The sequence below is a fragment of the Proteus sp. TSJ240517 genome (assembly GCF_047921575.1).
In the GTDB taxonomy this organism is placed as follows: Bacteria; Pseudomonadota; Gammaproteobacteria; order Enterobacterales; family Enterobacteriaceae; genus Proteus.
Window position 1 is genome coordinate 38064 of the sequence record NZ_JBLRMH010000006.1, and the last position, 19807, is coordinate 57870.

The window sequence follows — 19807 nt, forward strand, 5'->3', positions numbered from 1 at the left end:
AGAGTTTAATTCATATGCGCTATGATATAAAAAAACACGCCCAATAATAAATTTAAGCGTGTTATTTTAATTAAAGACTATTATTTATCACTTACCAGAATCCAAAGACCGAATATATTCATCCATTTCAGTTTTTAGATTATCTGACTTAGGACCAAAAATCGCTTGAATACCCGAGCCAACAACCACAACACCTGCAGCACCTAGTCTTTTCAACTCATCACGATCGACTTTTTCAATCTCTTTAACGCCAATACGTAAACGAGTAATACAAGCATCTAAACTACTGATATTGTCTTTGCCACCAAACGCAGCGACTAAAGATTGTCCCATAGCACTTTTATCCGCTTGTTTCGCGTTTTTATCTTCTACTTCTCGGCCTGGAGTTTTCAGGTTTAATTTCACGATTAAGAAACGGAAAATAGAGTAATAAGTTATTGCATAGAGTATGCCAATAATTGGGAATAGATACAGTTTACTGCTATTACCACTCAATACGATAAAATCAATTAGGCCATGAGAGAAACTGGTTCCATCACGCATACCTAACAAGATACAAATAACGAATGCTAAGCCCGCTAAAATAGCGTGAATAACGTAAAGAATAGGTGCGACGAACATAAATGAGAATTCGATAGGTTCTGTGATCCCTGTTAAGAAGGCAGTTAATGCCGCAGAAATCATGATACCACCGACTTTTACACGGTTCTCTGGACGTGCTGAATGCCATATCGCAATCGCGGCAGCAGGTAAACCAAACATCTTAAATAAAAAGCCACCTGACAACATACCCGCAGTTGGATCACCTGCCATATAGCGAGGAATATCACCGTGGAATACTTGCCCTGCACTATTTACGTATTCACCCACTTGCATTTGGAATGGCACGTTCCAGATATGGTGTAAACCAAATGGTACTAATGCACGCTCTACAACACCATAAATACCAAAAGCGACAGCAGGGTTTTGATACGCAGCCCATTCAGAAAAACGTTGAATTGCTGTACCAATAGGAGGCCAAATAAAGGCTAAGATAATCCCAACAAAAATAGCGATTAAACCTGAAATAATAGGAACAAAACGCTTACCAGCAAAGAAGCCTAAATACTCAGGTAATTTGATGCGATAAAAACGATTAAACATAGAAGCGGCAATAATACCAGCGATGATCCCCCCTAATACTCCTGTATCAGTAAGGTGCTGAGCCTCAATTTCTGCTGGTGTTAAACCTAAAACCCAAGGAGCAACCACAATCATGGTTTTAGACATAATGCCATACGCCACAACAGAGGCCAGTGCTGATACCCCATCATTATTGGTAAAACCTAACGCAACACCAATGGCAAAAATAAGTGGCATATTAGAGAAAACCGAACCACCAGCCTCTGCCATAACTTGAGAAACAGAAGAAGGGATCCATGAAAGATCAGCGGAACCAACCCCTAATAAAATACCGGCAATAGGTAGTACAGATACCGGTAACATCAAGGACTTTCCGATTTTTTGTAAAACAACAAATAGGTTTTTAAACATCAAGCAGACTCCCGGAATGTGGGTTTTTATATGTTGTAAGTTTTTATTTGTTTAAAGTAGTGTGGGTTTTATTTCATAAACTTATCTAATGATAAGCCTTATTTATTTTACATCATAAAATAAATCGCTTAATGAATACATGATAGCTGTCACGTTTCAAACATGTGATCAGATCAATTAATAGAATTATATATTTTACAAATAGTTAAAATAGATTATAAATTTGCGCAAACCATTAAGACTTAAGTAAAAAAGCCTTAATAGTCACACAAAGAAAGTAATATTTGAAATTAAGAAAGGAATTAAAAATGATGAGCTAAATCTTCACCATACTGCTCTAATTCAGGTCTTAATCCACGCCAACCAAATTGATTAATAAGGTGTTGCCAAGGCAGATCCCATTTAGCTGTTAAGTTAAGTGGTTGCAATGTGATTGGATGAATTAAGTTTAGATGGCTTGCATGTAACATCAAGCGATGAGATTGAAAATGATTTACAACACCACGGTTTTGACGTAAATCACCATGAGCAGTATCACCAATAATTGGGTGTCGAATATGAGACATATGGCGACGTAATTGGTGCTTGCGTCCCGTTTCAGGACGTAGCTCTAATAAACTAAATCGAGATGTAGGATAGCGCCCAATCGCAACCTCTTTTTCAACAATACCTAATGGCTGACAGTGCGTCACGCAATCTTGAATTTGTGGAGGTTGAGTTGCAAATTTGTCTGCAATTTTGTCGAGCTCCTCGACTAAAGGGCTATCAATAACAGACGCCTCTTCAACGTATCCTCGAACAACAGCGTGATAAATTTTTTCTGTTTTATGTTGTTCAAAAGATTGAGATAGCGCTCTAGCAACATCAGAAGAAAGTGCCATTAATAGAACACCTGATGTAGGCCTATCTAAACGATGAACAGGGAAAACATGTTGCCCTATTTGATCTCTTAGGGTCTGCATCACAAACACTGTTTCATGTCTATCTAACCAACTGCGGTGAACAAGCCAACCCGCAGGTTTATTCACCGCAACAAGATGTTCATCTTGATAAATAATATCTAGCATTATCGACCTTATGATTTAAACATTGCGTCAAGTTCACGCAAATGATTGAGTAAATCAGTAACATCTCGACTCTTATCTTCTTTAAATGCTTCTTCGTAATAAGGTGCGATTGCGAATTTATTAGGTAATGGCATCTCGTTTTCAATCATCGATGACAATCGCGGAATTAATACCCACTGCAACCATTCATGAGCACTCATTGTATCAATACAGAAAGGCTCAACACTTTCAAATGCTTGTTCAGTAGGAGATTCTAATTGCCATAGCTCAATGTTCTTCATCTCTTCTTCAATCAAGAGCAATTTTGCTAAAATGCGTTGTTCTGGTGTCATCATTTATCCCTTATATAAAACTTACGAATAAGGATAACATTGGGATGGAATAGCAGAAAACAAATAAAAAAATAAAAGGAGCCGAAACTCCTTTTAGACAAGAAAAATAGTTGTCTGTACAACACATGCATCCAAGCAAGACCGTTTTTATCTATCCCTGTGATTAAGTCCGTATCCACATTAATGGAAATATCCTATTTCCTGTGTCCTTGATTACTCTACATTTTATCGGTCACCAAACAGTCCCTTATTTGGTGAACGTAGAATGCCAATAATTGATTAGTTAAACAACCCACAAAACAAAAGCAATTAAATAGCCATAACTATAAATAAAAACAATAAGTTAATAACTTATTGTTCTATTTAAATAAACCGATTATATTTTTATCAGTGACGTTTTTTGATAAAAAAACACACGCTTTTTTGTAAGACATATCTCACAAGAAAAAAGGTTTATAGACTACGTCACTCATTATATACAGCGACTAATTCTGATAGAAAGAGAGATAAATTTTCAGCTAAAACTTCTCTTTTCTGTTTGCCGAAAGTTTCAAGAATGACTTCCCCCGAAACATTACACACAGAAATTATTTCATTTTCTGAATCTGTGGTGCCGATAAACAATGTTGGTGTAAGTTTTAAACGCTTTTGAGTCACCAAATGACCAATAATGTTTTCTTGTAAGCGAATAAAATCCTCTTCACTCCACACTTGAATCAAGCTGAAATCTATCTCTCTAAAACGAACCTGCATATCTCCAGCATACTGAGTGGTAAAGTAATTGTGCAATTCAGGGCGAATAATAATCCCCATTGCTTTTTCAACTTTTTCTAGTTTATCTGTTCCTACAAAAGGTTGCGGTAACCAGTAAACAACTTCATCGCCTGTTCTTGATATACAAATAGAAGGAACACCATAAAGATCTTCACTTGCAGGAGGTAAGCCTGATTTTTCTTGCCATAAATCAACATACTTTTGTGTAAAGGCTTTTAGTTCGGAGGAGATGTTTTCAGTCATGATTATCTGTTTTATCTATTTAAATAAGAATTTCCTTTATGTTACCTGATTATGTCACTAATTCAGAGCATCAAAAATAAAGCATTCATATACTATTGATGTTTCAATAGTATAATTAACCTTCTTTTATTTTCAGCTAAAGTTAGGATGTAAATTATGTCTTTATATCAAGGTGATAAATCTCTTGAAGCATTATCTCTGGGCAAAGAGACTCAATATCATGATCAATATGATGCCGGATTATTGCAAGGTGTACCACGTAGCCTAAATCGAGATTCACTCTCTTTAACTGCTGAAAATTTACCTTTTCATGGTGGTGATATTTGGACCATGTATGAGCTCTCATGGCTTAATAGCAAAGGCTTACCACAAGTTGCTATTGGTCATGTTGAATTAGATGCAACCACTGAAAATCTTATTGAATCTAAAAGTTTTAAATTATATCTCAATAGTTTTAATCAAACTCGTTTTGAAAGTTGGGATATCGTCGAAAAAACCTTACTTAAAGATTTAACGACTTGTGCTAAAGGCAAAGTTAATCTAACCATTTATCCACTTTCGCATTTTACATCACAACCTATTGTTGATTTTGCTGGAGAGTGTATTGATGAACAAGATATTGAAATTGATAATTATCAGTTTGATGAGCAATGGTTAAACGAATCGACAACCGATACACTAGTTGAAGAAACCCTTGTCAGCCATCTGTTAAAATCAAATTGCCTTATTACTAATCAACCAGATTGGGGCTCAGTTGCTATTCAATATAAGGGTAAAAAGATTGATCGTGAAAAACTACTACGCTATTTAGTTTCATTTAGACAACACAATGAATTTCATGAACAGTGTGTTGAGCGAATTTTCCACGATATCATGCAATTATGTGCGCCAGAAACATTAACTGTTTATGCAAGATATACACGACGCGGTGGATTAGACATCAATCCTTGGCGTAGTAATTGTGAGTTTGTTCCAGAAATTAGTCGATTAGCCAGACAATAACGGAATAATGCCTGTATGTTAATATGATCTGTGTTATACCAAGATCAGTTGCACTTCAGTTTGTTATTTCAGGAGAAAAAGGAGTCCTACGTGATAACTCATGTCAGCCCATTAGGTTCCATGGATCTGCTTTCACAGCTAGAAGTTGATATGCTAAAGAGAACCGCAAGCAGTGATCTTTATCAGCTGTTTCGCAATTGTTCTCTCGCTGTTCTCAACTCTGGTAGCCTTACTGATAGTAGTAAAGAACTGTTATCTAAATACCAAGATTTTGATATTAACGTACTGCGCCGTGAACGTGGCGTAAAACTAGAGTTAGTCAATCCTCCTGAAGACGCTTTTGTTGACGGAAAAATTATTCGCTCATTACAAGCTAACTTATTTGCAGTGCTTCGTGACATATTGTTTGTTCACGGGCAAATCACAACAGCAAAACGTGATCTTCACCTGAACTTAGAAAATAGTACTCACATCACTAATACCATTTTCTCGATTTTGCGTAATGCACGAGCTCTTCATATTGATGAAGATCCTAATATGATCGTTTGCTGGGGTGGTCACTCAATCAATGAAACTGAATACCTTTACGGCAGAAAAGTAGGTAACGAATTAGGGCTACGTGAGCTTAATATCTGTACGGGTTGTGGTCCCGGAGCAATGGAAGCACCAATGAAAGGTGCTGCTGTGGGTCATGCTCAACAACGTTATAGAAATAGCCGTTTTATTGGTATGACAGAACCGTCAATCATTGCGGCAGAGCCACCAAATCCATTAGTTAACGAACTGATTATTATGCCAGATATTGAAAAACGTCTGGAATCTTTCGTACGAATTGGACATGGTATTATTATTTTCCCAGGCGGTGTAGGAACAGCAGAAGAATTGCTGTATCTGCTTGGTATTCTTATGTCTCCAGAAAACCAAGACCAAGTATTACCACTAATTTTAACTGGTCCTAAAGAAAGTGCAGACTACTTTAATGTATTAGATGACTTTATCGCCAATACATTAGGCGACGAAGCTCGTCGTCATTACCAAATCATTATTGATGATGCACCTGAAGTAGCTCGTATCATGAAAAAATATATGCCATTGGTAAAAGATAATCGTCGTAGCACAGGTGATGCTTATAGCTTTAACTGGTCAATGAAGATCAATGCTGATTTACAACATCCTTTTGAACCAACCCATGAAAACATGGCATCACTTAATCTAAGCACAAATCAATCACCAGAAAAATTAGCCGCTGACTTACGTCGTGCTTTCTCGGGTATTGTCGCGGGTAACGTAAAAGAAGTGGGTATGAAAGCGATTGAAGCTCATGGTCCTTATAAAATTCATGGTGATAGTGAAATTATGCGTCGCATGGATATTTTATTAGCAGGCTTTGTTGAGCAACACCGTATGAAACTTCCCGGTGGTACAGCTTACCAACCGTGTTACGAGATTATCAGCTAATTTATTATGATACATTTGCTGATTATTGATGCTTTAAACCTGATCCGCCGCATTCATGCGGCATCAGGTTCTTCCTGCCTTACAGTGTGCGAACAAAGTGTCAATCAACTACTTGGCCACACACAACCTACTCATGCCGTAGCAGTTTTTGACGAAGACGACAGAGACGGTAGCTGGCGACATAAACTGTTACCCGATTATAAAGCGGGTCGCACACCAATGCCTGATGACTTGCGACAACAATTACCTAAAATTAAAGCAATGTTACTTAATTTAGGAATACAGAGCTGGCACTCAGGTGGTGATGAAGCTGATGACGTTGCCGCAACATTGGCAACTAAAGTGGCAAGTGCAGGTTTTCGAGTCACGATTATTTCAACGGATAAAGGCTATTGCCAGTTGCTTTCGCCCTCTGTTCGTATACGCGATTATTTTCAACGACGCTGGTTAGATTTAGAATTTATTAGAGCTGAGTTTGGTGTCGAGCCATCTCAACTTACCGACTATTGGGGATTAACAGGCGTAAGTAGCAGTAAGGTTGCAGGCGTTCCTGGTATTGGGCCTAAAAGTGCTACCGAACTTTTACAAATTCACCCAGATCTAGAATCACTCTATCGGCATATTGATGATGTTCCGACTAAATGGAAAAACAAACTTATTACCCATAAAGAGTCTGCATTTATCAGTCGGAAAATCACGACATTACGTACTGATATTCAATTAAACGGTAATCTACAACAGTTACGGTTAAAATAGCTCAGTTCTTAGTTATTAAAACTCAACAAGCAAATATATCTTTGAATAACTCGCTTCCATTAAAAAAGGCTAAGTTTCTATTTATAAACTTAGCCTTTTATTGTCATCAACAAATCGATGTACTTTGAACAGTTTTAGAACTCACGATCTGGTCGATAAGCAGCCCAAATATTTTGAATATGAACCGTTATCTCTTCTCTATCATGATAAAGGTGCTTAGCTTGGATCTTAACGTTGATCCCTTTTTCCGCTAACTCTGACTTTATTTTTTCAAGGATATGAGAGACTTCCTCATAGCGCTTTTTCATTGGCAGTTTTAGATTAAAGATAGCTTCGCGACACCATTCATTAGCAATCCAAGTTGTCATTAATGCAGCAACTTTAGCTGGTTTTTCAACCATATCACAAACAAGCCATGTGATATTTTTAGTTGTAGGTTCAAATTTAAAACCATCAACTTGGTGATGACGAACTTGTCCTGTATCCATCAAAGATTGTGCCATTGGGCCATTATCAACAGCATGTACCATCATACTGCGTTTCACTAATTGATATGTCCAACCGCCGGGGCATGCTCCTAAATCAACCGCTTTCATTCCACTTGCTAAACGCTCTTCCCACTCCTCATAAGGAATGAAAATATGAAATGCTTCTTCAAGTTTTAATGTCGAACGACTTGGTGCATCTGATGGGAATTTTAATCGAGGAATACCCATATAAAATGCGGAATTATTAAAACTATAAGAGTAGCCAACATAACAACATCCCGGTGCAATAAAAAACACATGGATAATAGGGCGGCTAAAATTCTCTACTTTCAGCAAAATTTTCTCATTACGTAAATGATTACGTAATGGCACCGTAAATTTACGGCAGAATTTTAATAATTCTTTGCTTTCGTTAGTATCTGCAACTTCAACTCGAAGTTCACCCGCTTTTTCGACAGCACCTTTTAACATTCCAACAATCGGTGTGATTCTATCTTCTGGCGGTAAATCTTTAAGTAATTCACCTGTTACAAACATCTGACGAGCAAAAATTAATTCACGGAAACTCACTTCACGCGCGATCTTGTCTGCTTCACCTTCTTGGTAGCATTCAAAGATCACATAACCGCTTCCCTCTTTAACACGAGGAAAGCCATAAACGCCGATTTGACCTGCTTTATCCGTAATCTCAGCCGCGCACTCTTTTTCAAAACCTTGGCGACAATATAATGCAACTTTATTCATGGCGAGACGCCGGTGCCCTTAGACGCAAAGCGCCAATAAAAATTAAAGCCCAACCAATAAGAAAACTAAATCCACCAATTGGCGTAAAATAAGATAACAACCTAACTTGTGTTAGCGCCATACAATAAAGGCTACCACTGAAAAGTAGAATACCAACACCAAAGAAAATACCTGCCCAATAAAACCATAAAATGGTTTTACGCATTAACATTGCCGCGATCCCGACAAGTAATAAGGTATGGACGATTTGGTAGCGCATCGCTAACTGAATGTATTCCCAATGTTGTGGCGATAAATGCGGTGCAAGTTTATGAGTTGCAAATGCACCAAAAGCAACATAAAAGAAGCCACTAATCGCGGAAAACATAAGCAATGTACGACTATTCACTGTTTATTCCTTCCTATCTAGAAGATATTTGCCAATCGCAATATTAAGATGATGTCAGTAAACCCAGCTTTTCTTGCTCATTCGCTGCTTGAGATAAAATCCATTGGCGAAAAGCCGCAATTTTACCTAATTCAGCCTGGCTATCTTGGCAAACTAAATAAAATGCATTTTTACTAACAAGGACATCTGGAAAAGGTCTTACTAATCGACCTGATTCTATTTCACTACGTGCCATTACATTATTAACTAATGCAACGCCTTGTCCATGTACAGCGGCCTGTATCACCATTGAACTATGGCTAAAAATAGGCCCTTGTTGCACATTTATCTGATTTTGTATCTCTAATTGACGTACATAAGCTTGCCAATCTCGACGAGATGTATCATGTAGCAATGTATGATAAATCAGATCGGATGGGGTTTTTAGTGGTTTTTCACCTGTAAGTAAAGATGGTGCACAAACAGGGATCAAATATTCCGCATAAAGGCGGTCTGTACGTAAACCAGTCCAATTTCCTCGACCATAAAAAATAGCTACATCAACATCATCAGCCAGCTTATCTTCTTCTCTATCAACAGCCTGAATTCGCACATCAATTCCCGGATAAGCTTGATTAAATCCAGATAGCCGTGGTACTAACCATTGAATAGCAAAACTTGGAGAAAGGCTAACAGTAAGTGCGCCTTTCGCGCTTCGAGCTAATAATTTGCGAGTTGCCTCGTTAATTGATGAAAAGATTTCCTTAATATCGAGGTAATAACTCTGCCCTTCTTCGGTTAATAAAAGAGAGCGGTTGCGTCTTCTAAATAATTTTAGCCCAAGGAATTCTTCTAATGTTTTAATTTGGTGGCTCACTGCTGCTTGTGTCACAAATAATTCTTCAGCGGCTTTAGTAAAACTTAAATGACGTGCCGCTGAATCAAAAACCCTAAGCGCATTTAATGGCGGTAAACGTTTAGACATATTCAGTTCTTAAACCCCTATTTTGGCTATTAGTAGATCCTAACTTTCATCATTAGTTTTTTTTATGCGAAGCATTATAAATTGTCCCTTGATGATTAGCCAGTAAATACCTATAGTAAGCGCACTTCCTAAGCCGGAACGAAAAGTTGTGTAGTAGTAATACTGCGAAACTTTTGGCTTTGTGGTTGTGATGTTGTGTTTGCAAGTTGTCTGGAAATTCCAGACTTAGTAGCTGATGCTACTGTTTTTTTTCACTTCCTGTACATTTACCCTGTCTGTCCATAGTGATTTTATAGTGCACCGCCAAGGCGGTGCTTTTTTTATTCCCTATTTTTCTCTACTTTTGAATGACTCACACATACCGTTTTGATGTTTTCATCCATTTTTTATAATGAACTTATCATCTTTATTCTAAAAAAACTCACTACAAATTATCCCCAATAAATTAAAACAAGAAAAAATAGGATCTTAATCTGATCTCAGTGATTTTTTATTGAGTGAACTTTCATCATCTTAATCGTGTTATTATGAGCGCAATGACTTATAACAAACGGGTACCTTTAGGTTTCCGTTATAAATAAATATAATTAACCGTATAATCTATACGCCCTATTTTTAACGACAAATCACGAAAATTTATTCGTCTACCAATACAGCCTAACTATGAACGTATTTTCACCTGATTTATTTCGACAACAATTTCCTGCTCTTAAAGAAAAAACTATTTATCTCGATAGTGCAGCAACTGCATTAAAGCCTCTCGCCATGATAGAAGCCTCAGATGCGTTTTATCGCCATAATTTTGCGACGGTTCACCGTAGCCAATATCAGCATGCTAAAGAGACAACGCAACAATATGAGGCGACACGTCAACAAGTTACCGAATTAATCAATAGTGCTGATAGTGATACGATTATTTGGACAAAAGGCACCACAGAATCACTCAACTTTATTGCTCAAGGTTATTTTCGTCCACGCTTACAAGCAGGTGATGAAATAATTGTTAGTGAGCAAGAACACCATGCAAACCTTATTCCTTGGTTGATACTAGCGGAACAAACAGGCGCTCGAGTGATCCGTTGGCCTATTGAGGAGCATTTTTTACCTTCAATTGATAGCTTAAATGCTTTAATCAATAAGCGGACACGAATTGTTGCTGTTAGCCAAATGTCGAATGTGACAGGTGCTCAAATCGCATTAGATAAAGTGTCTCAATGCGTTCATCAATATGATAATTGCTTACTGGTTGTCGATGGAGCGCAAGGTATTGCGCATCACCCAACAGATGTCACAGCATTTGATATCGATTTCTATGTTTTTTCTGCTCATAAACTTTATGGCCCTAATGGGTTAGGTATTTGTTATGGTAAACGAAAACATTTAAAAGACATGGCACCTTGGCATGGTGGTGGAAAGATGCTCACTAACGCAACATTTGATGGATTTACTCCCGCGCCTATTCCTCAGCGTTTTGAAGCTGGAACGCCTAATGTTGCGGGTGTTATTGCATTTTCAGCCACATTAGCCTGGTTAGAAAAACAAGATATGCATCATGCTAACCAATATGCTCTTGAGCTTGCAGAAGAAGCAGAGAGGCGTCTGAGTGAGCTAAATGGGTTTATCAGTTACCGAGCCACCAATTCATCGATTGTTTCTTTCAATTTCGAAGGTGTTCATCATAGTGATTTAGCAACATTAATCACAGAGAAAGGTATTGCATTACGCACAGGGCAACACTGCGCACAACCTCTTATTGATTCATTAAATATTTCAGGCTGTTTACGCATTTCTTTTATGCCTTATAATCAACTTTCTGATATTGATGCCTTTATTGACGCTGTTATTTTTGCGTTAACACTCTTAAAAGACGAATAATTATCATGACCAACATTACAACACAGCATCCTTTTGGCAATGAAATCACCCTAGATATCTTGCTTAATGATTTTCAAAAATCAAAAGCATGGGAAGATAAATATCGCCAATTAATTCAACTTTCTCGTAAATTACCTGCATTACCTGATGAATTAAAAACAACAGAAAAAGAAATCAAAGGATGTGAGAACAGAGTGTGGCTAGGCGTTGAATTAAATAATGACGGCAAATACCATGTTTATGGTGATAGCGATGGTCGTATTGTAAAAGGCTTACTGGCTATTATTTTAGTCGCTGTTGAAAATAAAACGGCACAAGAAATAGCTGATATCGATATGTTAGCGATTTTTGAACAATTAGGATTGGCTAATCAAATTAGCCAATCTCGCACTGACGGAGTGAATGCAATTATCGCGCGATTGAAATCACTCACATCCCAGCATTAAGTTTTATACTCTAAATAATTCAAGATGTAGCTAGGCGAAAAGTGAATGAGTCGCTAGGAGCATACATCAGTATGTGACTAGTGTGAATGAACGCCGTCAACAACGCTACAACTTGAAGTATGACGAGCACGCTGCGCCTTTGCTAGCATCTTCTTCAAAGCATGAGACACCGCAATAAAACCAAACGATGCCGTTACCATCGTTACAGCACCAAAACCGGCTGAACAATCCATACGTTTCACACCATCCGCCGTACTTTTTGCCGCACAAACCGTACCATCGCCTTGTGGATAAACGAGTTGTTCTGTTGAGAAAACACAATCAATCCCTAATTTTCCCTTACTATTTTTTACGACATTAAAATCAGATTTCAAACGCTCTCTTAATTTAGCGGCTAACGGATCTTGAATTGTTTTTGCTAAATCCACCACTTGGATTTGTGTTGGATCGATTTGTCCACCAGCACCACCCGTTGTGATCACCGGAATTTTATAACGGCGACAATAAGCTAATAATGCAGCCTTTGGTCTTACACTATCAATTGCATCAATAACATAATCAAAGTCGTTATTCATCATTTCAGCGACATTATCAACCGTGACAAAATCATCAATACTAGTCACTTTGCATTCTGGATTAATTTCTAAAATACGCTGTTTCATCACATCGCATTTAGGCTGACCCACGCTTTCTTTTAACGCATGTATTTGACGATTAGTGTTAGTCACACACACATCATCCATATCAATTAAGGTGATGGCACCAATACCACTACGTGCTAATGCTTCAGCAGCCCAACTGCCAACTCCACCTATACCCACGACACAGATATGAGCCTGAGCAAAATAAGACAACGCGTTTTGCCCATAGAGTCGCCCTATTCCAGAAAAGCGTTGTAAATATGAATCTGATAATGAATTTTGCATAATGCGATAACAACCTAAATAACAGAAATAATCATGGCTCTTAATATCCATAGCCATGTCGTTTGCATAATTTTACCGTTAATAACGAACAGATAAATAGCAAATCGTTTTTATGACGAAGGATTTAATGAGTTAAGTTGTGATTTTTTTAATACCCAAACACGCCCATAATGATTATAAAAACCTGCCATATGACCCGCATCTTTACCAATTCCATGATAAATATCGAAATGATGCCCTTTAATTGCCCCACCTACATCTAATGCCACCATTAAACGCATTTGATATTCGCCTGTAAAATTACCGGTATTATCAAGTACAGGAATTTCAGCAAGCAACACAGTTCCGGCAGGAATAATACTTCTGTCAGAAGCCACAGAGGCAAGTGCAACAAGTGGGATAGCACTAGCGCCTCTAACCGGTGTAAAAGGCTCTGGTTTGAAAAAAACAAATGAAGGGTTTTCTTCTAATAATTTTCTCACTTCGGTATCACTATGTTTATCTGCCCACTCTCTGATAGCCAGCATAGACATATCTTTTCTTTCTACTTCGCCATTATCAATAAGCACTTTACCAATACTACGGTAGGGGTGTCCGTTTTTCCCTGCATAACCAAAGAACGTTAAAGGTTTACCATCACCAAAATCAACATAACCACTTCCCTGAACTTCCATCATAAAATTATCCATAATGGAGTTACTGTAAGCTGCAATTAAAGATTGGCTTAATGCACCATTATAAATAGCAGCACGAGACGGCAACTTTGAACGGCTATTAGCTGGCATTTTATAAAGAGGGTATTGGAATTCACCTTGTTGCGTTAAACGGGCTTCAAGAACAGGTGTGTAATATCCAGTAAATTGAACATTACCGTACTTATCAACCCCTTCCATTTGAAATGCAGAAAGATTGAATTGGCGTAATTGGCGAGTATCAGCACCAGATCGTAACCAGTTTTCTACCGCTTGATAAGTTTCTTTATTACTATTGTATAAACGGGATGATGTTTGGTTTATCTGGCTTACTTGTTGTAAGTAATCAGGGCCATTAATGGGTGTACCTTGTGTATTTGGCGAACTTACCTCAATGAGATCTTGCTTAAGCTTTCCATCTTTATACTGTTGCCCTTGCTCTGTTGGACGATGACATCCAGTCAAGGCAAGCGCTAACATACCTAAAATTAACGATTTTCGCCAAGTAACCATTTTTTTCCCGCTTAATAACTAAATTTGAGTACTGATTTTGAATGAGAAAGATACCAAAGCCAAATCAATAAAGATAATGAATATACATGTTGTACCTGCATTCTATTATCACCCAATCAATATGACTTTTAAACATCAAGTATATACTCTCTAAATAACTTGGAGTATGACGAGTATAACTGCCTAAATTTGCATCTTGATGTGTTATTTCTGACCGTTTTTAAAAGAAAACTGTAAAAATTTCATAAAAAACTTGCAACTCGGCAGATCCTGAGTATAGTGCCCCTCTGTGGAGACGCGGGGTGGAGCAGCTTGGTAGCTCGTCGGGCTCATAACCCGAAGGTCGTCAGTTCAAATCTGGCCCCCGCAACCAATTCACAAAGCAGTAAGTTATAGTATCAGTCGCGGGATGGAGCAGCATGGTAGCTCGTCGGGCTCATAACCCGAAGGTCGTTGGTTCAAATCCAGCTCCCGCAACCAATTCTATAAACAACAATTCAGTCGCGGGATGGAGCAGCATGGTAGCTCGTCGGGCTCATAACCCGAAGGTCGTTGGTTCAAATCCAGCTCCCGCAACCAATTCTTTTCAATGTTATTCCTCATTTTTACCATCTCTTTTGATTTATTAATTCAAATCTATTACCCAACTTATTTATACATTTATTCTGATCATTCTCTTTTATTTTAATAAGATTATTGTGTTGAAAAACAATAAGACATTCCAATAGAAAGCAGATGATATTCACTTTCTACTGGAATATGAAAAGAAGGTATAAAAAGAATTTAACTACGATCAGCTAACGTTAATTCACCGCCATTAGCAAAATAAGCTTTGATACCTTTGAAAATAGATTCTGCAATCTGTTGCTGGAATTTTGCTGTTTTCAGCTTTTTCTCTTCTTCGATATTACTGATAAAGGCCGTTTCAACCAGAATTGACGGAATTTCTGGCGCTTTTAATACCGCAAACCCAGCCTGATCGACTTTATTTTTATGCAATTTATTAATCCCCCCCATCAGCTTAAGCACTTCACTACCAAATTTCAGACTGTCGTTGATAGTGGCTGTTTGCACAAGATCAAGCATTGCATGGTCAACGTAGCGGTCACCACTTTTACTCACCCCACCAATTAAGTCAGACTCATTTTGTGTTTGAGCAAGATAACGCGCTGTATTACTGGTTGCGCCGGTTTTTGATAATGCAAAAACAGATGAACCTCTTGCAGAGCGGTTTGTAAATGCATCAGCATGGATAGAGACAAATAAATCTGCCTGCATTTTTCGCGCTTTAGCAACACGTACAGTCAATGGAATAAAGACATCTTCATTACGTGTCATATACGCTTTCATTTTGGCATCTTTATCAATAAGCGTTCTTAAGCGACGAGCAATTTGTAAAACCACATCTTTTTCACGAGTTTTATATTTGCCGATTGCTCCCGGATCTTCTCCACCATGACCAGGATCGATCATGATAATAATCGGCCTATCACGCCCCGCTCTGCCAGGTTTACGTGTGTCTGTTTGTGCGGGTACAGCTTGTTGTAAATCACCGTCGTTATATTCACGCAATAGTGCTAATAGTGGATCATCTTCAGTATCAGCCCCATGACTTGGGTAGAAATCTAGCACTAAACGGTTTTTAAATTCAGCCACAGGTTTAAGCGTAAACATTTGTGGTTGTACAGGCGTTTTTACTTCAAATACCAGTCGCACTGTTTTAGGTGTATTTTGACCAACCCGAATAAGTTTTAAATACGGATCGCTAGTCTGAACTTGATTAGCAACACCTTTCAATACGCTATTAAGTTGAATACCTTCTAAATCCACCACAATACGTTCAGGGTTTGACAATGCAAACTGACGATATTTCAGTGGTGTACTGGATTCTATAGTCACGCGAGTATAAGTCGAGGCAGGCCAAACCCTCACAGCAACAATAGATGCTGTGGCTGCAAGACCAACAGGACTAATACTTAACAATAATAACGCGCCAATTCCTTTAACAAGACGACGACGAGTTTGATTGTGCTCAGAATGACTCATGAAAATATTCCAAAAAAACGATTAACGTCAATAAACTCTAAAAAGAGATAAAAAAAGTTAAGAACGAAAAACTTTACCCAATCCACACTTCACTGTCACTTAAAAACAGCACAATTACTCACTTTTACACGAATATTCTGCCTTCAGGGAAAACAATAAGATAGGATTTTACTTGCCATTCCTCTCCAAAAAGAATAAAAATACATTAAATTCGAATAAAAATTCACTTGAGAGGGTTTTATGAAAGAGCGTAGCACCGAATTGGTCGATGGATTTCGCCACTCGGTTCCGTATATTAATGCACATAGAGGCAAAACATTTGTCATTATGCTAGGTGGCGAAGCCATTGCTCACGAAAACTTCCCATCTATCATTAATGATATTGGGTTGTTACACAGCCTAGGCATTCGTTTAGTGGTTGTTTATGGTGCTCGCCCACAAATTGATACTGCTCTTGAAATACAAAAAGTATCTCCGATTTATCATAAATATACGCGCATCACAGATAGTAAAACCTTAGAAATCGTTAAACAAGCTGCGGGTACATTGCAACTTGATATTACGGCTCGCCTATCAATGAGTTTAAGCAATACGCCATTACAAGGTGCGCATATTAATGTTGTTAGTGGTAACTTTGTTATTGCACAGCCATTAGGGGTTGATGATGGCGTTGATTATTGTCATAGCGGAAAAATTCGTCGTATCGATGAAGAAGCTATTCATCGCCAGTTAGACAGTAATGCTATTGTATTAATTGGCCCAGTTGCAGTGTCTGTTACTGGTGAAAGCTTTAATCTCACCTCAGAAGAAGTGGCAACACAGCTTGCGATAAAACTTAAAGCACAAAAGCTGATTGGTTTTTGCTCATTCCAAGGTGTTATCGATGAAGAAGGTCACATTGTTTCTGAACTGCTGCCTAATCAAGCTGAAGATAAAATTCGAGAGCTACAAACAGAAGGCGATTATCACTCAGGTACAGTAAGATTCTTACGGGGAGCTGTTAAAGCCTGTCGTCGTGGTGTAGAGCGTAGCCACTTATTAAGTTATCAATCTGATGGTGCGCTTATTCAAGAATTATTCTCTCGTGATGGTATTGGTACTCAAATCGTCATGGAGAGTGCAGAGAAAGTTCGTAGAGCAAATATTAATGATATTGGTGGCATACTCGAACTTATTCGCCCATTAGAACAGCAAGGTATTTTAGTCAGACGTTCAAGAGAACAATTGGAAATTGAAATTGATCAATTCACTATTATTGAACGCGATAATATGACTATCGCATGCGCAGCGCTCTACCCTTATCCATCAGAAAAAATTGGTGAAATGGCCTGTGTTGCAGTGCATCCTGATTATCGTAGCTCTTGTCGTGGTGAGGTTTTACTACAGCGCATTTCAGCGCATGCTAAGCAATTGGGGTTAGAAAAGCTATTTGTTCTAACAACTCGTAGCATACACTGGTTTCAAGAAAAAGGATTTGAACCTGCTGAAATTGATAAATTACCCATTGAAAAACAAGCACTCTATAATTACCAACGCCGTTCTAAAATTTTAATTTTAGACTTACATAAAGAGTAATTACCAAGCACAAAAAAGACAGGTATCCCTCTCAATGCCTGTCTTTTATTATTTTCCATTATTAACTAACCGCTAATAACGTAATTTATCAATTAATCCACTTCGACGTTGAATACGCGTTTGTATTGCCATTTTCACCATAGACTCTGAAGCATAAAGAGAAAGCTTCTGTTTAGCGCGTGTTAATGCGGTATACAACAATTCTCGACTAACAACAGGTGAAAATTTATCGGGAAGAACTAATGCTGTATGGGTAAATTCCGAACCTTGTGATTTATGCACCGTCATTACATACGCAGTTTCATGTTGTGGTAATCGGCTAGGTTGGATCGCTTTCAATTTTCCATCTGGTAGTTGGAAAAATGCTTTCATTTCACCTTCATCGTTATTGAGCATAATGCCAATATCACCATTAAACAGACCTAACGTACTGTCATTTCGTTGGATCATAATTGGGCGACCAATATAATCACTTTGATAACTGTTTGTAGGGCGACGGATCAATCGCTGGCGATGCAATAACATTTCAATTCTGTCATTTAAACCACTCACACCAAAAGGACCTTCTCTTCGTGCGCACAATAAACGGTATTGGTTAAATGCATTAAGAATAATATCAGGTGATGCTTTTTGAGAAACTAAAGTGAGATACTCTCGATAAGCATTAACAGCATCTTGTATCATCAGTAAATAACTTTCTTTTGACTCTAAAGCAATAAAGCTCACATCTTGAGGCTCTAATGCTATTTCAAGCTGTTGTGGGCTAACCTCTGCTTTTTTCAACAACGCAATAGCAATTTTGGTTTGTCCTTTATTAACCGCCAAAGCAAGTTGTCCTATCCCTGAATCTTCACCAAAACGGTAGCTTTTACGTAATAGACACAGAGAATCACTGACGACAGACACTGGAGTTTGAGAAACAGGAATAATATCAGTAGATTTAACCAATTCACCTTGAGTTAAGTGATTAATCTGATCAAATCTTTTTTGACTAAAACCATCTTCAGAAAAACGGCAAATATCACCTAATACAGCCCCTGCCTCAACAGAAGCAAGTTGGTCTTTATCACCTAAGAAAATGACGTGACATTTTGATGGAAGTGCATCAATCAAGCGTGCCATCATGGGTAAATCAACCATTGAGGCTTCATCAACAACTAAAATATCAAGCTGTAATGGATTATCTTTGTGGTAACGCACTTGCTGACTTTCAGGCTGAGCCCCTAATAAACGATGAATAGTCTGTGCCTGCTTTGGCATCCACTTATTTTCTTCTTCGCTTAAATTAAGTTGCGCCAAAGCCTTACCTAAAGATTCCGTTAATCTCGCAGCGGCTTTTCCAGTTGGCGCCGCTAATTGAATAATGGGCTTCTCATTTGATGTGAGCATCACAAAAGCCGCTAAAATTTTAGCAACTGTCGTGGTTTTCCCCGTTCCTGGCCCCCCTGAAATAATAGAAATGGGGCTTGTGATAGCAACACTGGCAGCTACTTTTTGCCAATTTGTTTCTTGGCTTTCTTTCGTTGCTGGAAAAAGCTGGTTAAGTACCTTAATTAATTCATTTTCATCAATATCAACAATGCTGTGCTCTTGCCTAAAAAATTGCGCTACTTTCTCTTCATAGCTCCACATTCTTTGTAGATAAAGAAGTCCATTATCTAAAATAATGGGGAAAGGAGAATCATCGTTACTTTGACTAACGCAATGACAATGAGTCAACTCTTCTACTATTTTTTTAGCAGAAGGCTTACCCATTTTTTGCCAAATTTCTTGTGCAAACTCTTTTTGTCTACCATCAAACAGTTGATCTTTTTGAATAATACTCAATGGTAAACAAACATGCCCCGCTCCAGTTTGAGCACTCAAATAAGCAAATACAAATAGTAAAATAGGGTTTTCATCTTCAACCAGCATTTGTGCAAATCGGAGATCTAAAGGTCGTAATAAGTTTTGTGTAATCGCTTGTTCTAATAGTTTGATCATTT

General features: G+C 38.0%; 17 protein-coding genes and 3 tRNA genes. 9 read left to right on the plus strand and 11 right to left on the minus strand.

The window, feature by feature from the left end; genetic code table 11:
* Nucleotides 1–87: 87 nt before the first annotated feature.
* From ptsG to syd, 4 genes are all read right to left on the minus strand, one after another.
* Entirely contained in the window at nt 88–1533 is a 1446-nt protein-coding gene (ptsG, locus tag ACNARN_RS11285; protein ID WP_198620940.1) for a PTS glucose transporter subunit IIBC, read from the minus strand.
* Nucleotides 1534–1835: 302 nt separating this feature from the next.
* Nucleotides 1836–2600, minus strand: a complete 765-nt coding sequence (gene truC / locus ACNARN_RS11290; RefSeq protein WP_196574366.1) for a tRNA pseudouridine(65) synthase TruC — start codon at nt 2598–2600, stop codon at nt 1836–1838.
* A gap of 8 nt (nt 2601–2608) precedes the next feature.
* Entirely contained in the window at nt 2609–2932 is a 324-nt protein-coding gene (locus ACNARN_RS11295) for a YqcC family protein (RefSeq protein WP_109373107.1), read from the minus strand.
* Between the two features lie 465 nt (nt 2933–3397).
* A complete protein-coding gene (syd, locus tag ACNARN_RS11300) occupies nt 3398–3949 on the minus strand; it encodes a SecY-interacting protein (protein ID WP_196532763.1) in 552 nt (183 codons plus the stop codon).
* A 156-nt stretch (nt 3950–4105) separates the two neighbouring features.
* Here syd and queF point away from each other — a divergent pair, with 156 nt between their 5' ends.
* From queF to xni, 3 genes are all read left to right on the plus strand, one after another.
* Nucleotides 4106–4951 carry an NADPH-dependent 7-cyano-7-deazaguanine reductase QueF gene (gene queF, locus ACNARN_RS11305; RefSeq protein WP_416304470.1) on the plus strand — a complete coding sequence of 282 codons (846 nt, stop codon included), beginning with the start codon at nt 4106–4108 and terminating at the stop codon, nt 4949–4951.
* Nucleotides 4952–5041: 90 nt separating this feature from the next.
* Nucleotides 5042–6409 (plus strand): nucleotide 5'-monophosphate nucleosidase PpnN, encoded by a 1368-nt coding sequence (ppnN, locus tag ACNARN_RS11310; protein WP_109373104.1) that lies wholly within the window; start codon nt 5042–5044, stop codon nt 6407–6409.
* A 6-nt stretch (nt 6410–6415) separates the two neighbouring features.
* Nucleotides 6416–7165: a flap endonuclease Xni gene (gene xni / locus ACNARN_RS11315; protein WP_416304471.1), complete on the plus strand. Its 750-nt coding sequence runs from the start codon at nt 6416–6418 to the stop codon at nt 7163–7165.
* A gap of 134 nt (nt 7166–7299) precedes the next feature.
* Here the strand turns inward: xni and rlmM are convergent, their stop codons facing one another.
* From rlmM to ACNARN_RS11330, 3 genes are read right to left on the minus strand one after another with little or no spacing between them, the layout of a single operon-like run.
* Nucleotides 7300–8397: a 23S rRNA (cytidine(2498)-2'-O)-methyltransferase RlmM gene (rlmM, locus tag ACNARN_RS11320; protein WP_109373102.1), complete on the minus strand. Its 1098-nt coding sequence runs from the start codon at nt 8395–8397 to the stop codon at nt 7300–7302.
* Entirely contained in the window at nt 8390–8785 is a 396-nt protein-coding gene (locus tag ACNARN_RS11325) for a DUF423 domain-containing protein (protein WP_036913817.1), read from the minus strand. The genes rlmM and ACNARN_RS11325 overlap by 8 nt, the downstream gene beginning before the upstream one ends.
* A gap of 43 nt (nt 8786–8828) precedes the next feature.
* Nucleotides 8829–9749: a transcriptional regulator GcvA gene (locus ACNARN_RS11330; RefSeq protein WP_023582728.1), complete on the minus strand. Its 921-nt coding sequence runs from the start codon at nt 9747–9749 to the stop codon at nt 8829–8831.
* A gap of 663 nt (nt 9750–10412) precedes the next feature.
* Here ACNARN_RS11330 and csdA point away from each other — a divergent pair.
* Together csdA and csdE are read left to right on the plus strand one after the other, a co-directional pair.
* Nucleotides 10413–11624, plus strand: coding sequence for a cysteine desulfurase CsdA (gene csdA, locus ACNARN_RS11335; RefSeq protein WP_198632346.1), 1212 nt, complete (start codon nt 10413–10415; stop codon nt 11622–11624).
* Between the two features lie 5 nt (nt 11625–11629).
* On the plus strand, nt 11630–12070 hold the full coding sequence (gene csdE / locus ACNARN_RS11340; protein WP_198620945.1) for a cysteine desulfurase sulfur acceptor subunit CsdE: 441 nt from the start codon (nt 11630–11632) through the stop codon (nt 12068–12070).
* Between the two features lie 77 nt (nt 12071–12147).
* Here the strand turns inward: csdE and tcdA are convergent, their stop codons facing one another.
* Entirely contained in the window at nt 12148–12996 is an 849-nt protein-coding gene (gene tcdA, locus ACNARN_RS11345; RefSeq protein ID WP_198630374.1) for a tRNA cyclic N6-threonylcarbamoyladenosine(37) synthase TcdA, read from the minus strand.
* A gap of 110 nt (nt 12997–13106) precedes the next feature.
* On the minus strand, nt 13107–14201 hold the full coding sequence (gene mltA / locus ACNARN_RS11350) for a murein transglycosylase A (RefSeq protein ID WP_198620946.1): 1095 nt from the start codon (nt 14199–14201) through the stop codon (nt 13107–13109).
* Between the two features lie 296 nt (nt 14202–14497).
* Between mltA and ACNARN_RS11355 the strand changes: the two genes are divergently transcribed.
* From ACNARN_RS11355 to ACNARN_RS11365, 3 genes are all read left to right on the plus strand, one after another.
* Nucleotides 14498–14574, plus strand: a tRNA-Met gene (locus ACNARN_RS11355).
* Between the two features lie 30 nt (nt 14575–14604).
* Nucleotides 14605–14681, plus strand: a tRNA-Met gene (locus ACNARN_RS11360).
* Between the two features lie 22 nt (nt 14682–14703).
* A tRNA-Met gene (locus ACNARN_RS11365) sits at nt 14704–14780 on the plus strand.
* 204 nt (nt 14781–14984) lie between these two features.
* On the opposite strand, the gene amiC is transcribed toward ACNARN_RS11365, so the two are convergent.
* Complete coding sequence (amiC, locus tag ACNARN_RS11370) at nt 14985–16247, minus strand: N-acetylmuramoyl-L-alanine amidase AmiC (RefSeq protein ID WP_109373098.1); 1263 nt, start codon at nt 16245–16247, stop codon at nt 14985–14987.
* A gap of 240 nt (nt 16248–16487) precedes the next feature.
* On the opposite strand from amiC, the gene argA reads away from it, so the two are divergent.
* A complete protein-coding gene (gene argA / locus ACNARN_RS11375) occupies nt 16488–17822 on the plus strand; it encodes an amino-acid N-acetyltransferase (RefSeq protein ID WP_196532769.1) in 1335 nt (444 codons plus the stop codon).
* A 72-nt stretch (nt 17823–17894) separates the two neighbouring features.
* Here the strand turns inward: argA and recD are convergent, their stop codons facing one another.
* Nucleotides 17895–19805 (minus strand): exodeoxyribonuclease V subunit alpha, encoded by a 1911-nt coding sequence (recD, locus tag ACNARN_RS11380; RefSeq protein ID WP_198620947.1) that lies wholly within the window; start codon nt 19803–19805, stop codon nt 17895–17897.
* Between the last annotated feature and the right edge of the window lie 2 nt (nt 19806–19807).